Source organism: Streptococcus sp. GMD4S (genome assembly GCF_000296955.1).
In genome coordinates this window covers 1-1,489 of record NZ_AJRE01000218.1, presented here as the reverse complement: position 1 = coordinate 1,489, position 1,489 = coordinate 1, and the positions used below count along the sequence as shown (strand labels likewise).

Genomic DNA, 1,489 nt, shown 5'->3' with positions numbered 1-1,489 from the left:
GCGGTCAGTGATTTCAGCTCGGCTGTTTTGACCCAAGCAAATAAGTTTCCAGAAATTGCTCATAAGATTGAAAAACGCGACGTAGAGCAGGCTAAGAGGTGGGAACATTAAAAATGGCAGATAAGAACGAAGAAAAACGCTACAAACTTTGGAGAGAAATTGTCAAGATTGACGATAAAGAAGAAAGTCTTCAGACTCTAAAAAGACAATATGAACAGCAGCTAACTCACTTTCACTCAGAAATCCAGAGCATCCACCATCGTATGGCGACTCTATTGGCTCTCTCACCCAGTTCTCGTCAAATGATAGAGCAAATCGAAAGTGAAAATAGAACCATTCAGCGACAGGTCAACTCCTATGTAGATGAGGAACTGGATGAATTGGGAAAACAAACGAAGAAGGCTCGTCGAACTTTCGATGAAGCCAGAGAAGAACTGATATCGGAAAGGAATCGGCTACCATGGGAGTAAAATACAGCGCACAAGAATCACAAGAATTGATTCAGGCCATGACTAACAACCTCCAAGTCGCAAATGAAGTCACGGACCGCTTATCTAGTGGCTGTGATCACCTGATTTCCTCTTTAGACTCAGGTGAGCTGACAGGAGCAGCCTACACAGCTGGTAAAGGTCTCTTCACAGAGATTATCATCCCCAGCATCAAGAAGTTACAAGCAGCGATAGATGATATCCAACTAGAGTTGACTTCCTACAAAAATGCGGATGCTCAGATCTCAGGATATGGTGATTTGGACCTGGACCAACTCAAGGAACTGAAAAAATTGAGGGAAGAGCAGTTAGCTATCGTAGAAGCTCAGATTCAAGCGAGAGAGAACTGGCTAAATCAAATCAAAGACCTCTTTACACTGAATTGGGGGAAAGCCTTCTCTGAGAAGACCATCCTCTACAATACCAAATCTCAAATCGAGTCAGGTATTCAGGATTTGGAAGACAAGATTGAAAAACTAGAATTCTTTGTCTCACAGGTTTCCCAGTATTTCAGTGATAGCCTAGAAGTCCTTAGCTTAGCGATTCAAGGAGCTACGCAACTAAGTAAAATCATTGTCGATAGTGATGGCAACTACTATGCGGACGGTCTGGACATGCGCTGGGTGCAAAAGATGAAGGATGTGAAGATTGTTTCGCATGCCAAAAGAGATTTTCAAGACTCTGAAACTCGTGCAATCAATAAAGCATCAAGGGATATGATGTTATCAGAAGATGGTGATGCCTACTATCGTGCCGAATTAAAGAAGCGCTTAAAAGGTCACGACAAGTCCGAATGGGATAAAATAATTGACGACTACAATCACACTCTTAAGATTGATGAAACAGGGAATATCATTGACATTCATCCCTTGGAGCAAGGCTATGTCGTTTTAAAAAATGGGAAATATGATGATGACTATACTCATTTGGTTAACAAAAAGCTTGATGAACTAAAAGCCCAAAACTTTGAAGCAAATTCAGTCGAATTTTGGAGTGGAGTA

The 1,489-nt window shown here is 41.5% G+C and carries 2 protein-coding genes and 1 pseudogene; all 3 read left to right on the top strand.

Going from position 1 to position 1,489, the window contains the following annotated elements; genetic code table 11:
• Window positions 1-111: pseudogene (locus GMD4S_RS13780) on the top strand (TIGR04197 family type VII secretion effector); the annotation flags it as partial.
• Entirely contained in the window at window positions 99-470 is a 372-nt protein-coding gene (locus tag GMD4S_RS08790) for a hypothetical protein (RefSeq protein ID WP_237738350.1), read from the top strand. The pseudogene GMD4S_RS13780 and the gene GMD4S_RS08790, both read left to right, overlap by 13 nt.
• The coding region (locus GMD4S_RS08785; RefSeq protein WP_000538402.1) for a hypothetical protein at window positions 461-1,489 on the top strand (1,029 nt) is incomplete at its 3' end. The genes GMD4S_RS08790 and GMD4S_RS08785, both read left to right, overlap by 10 nt.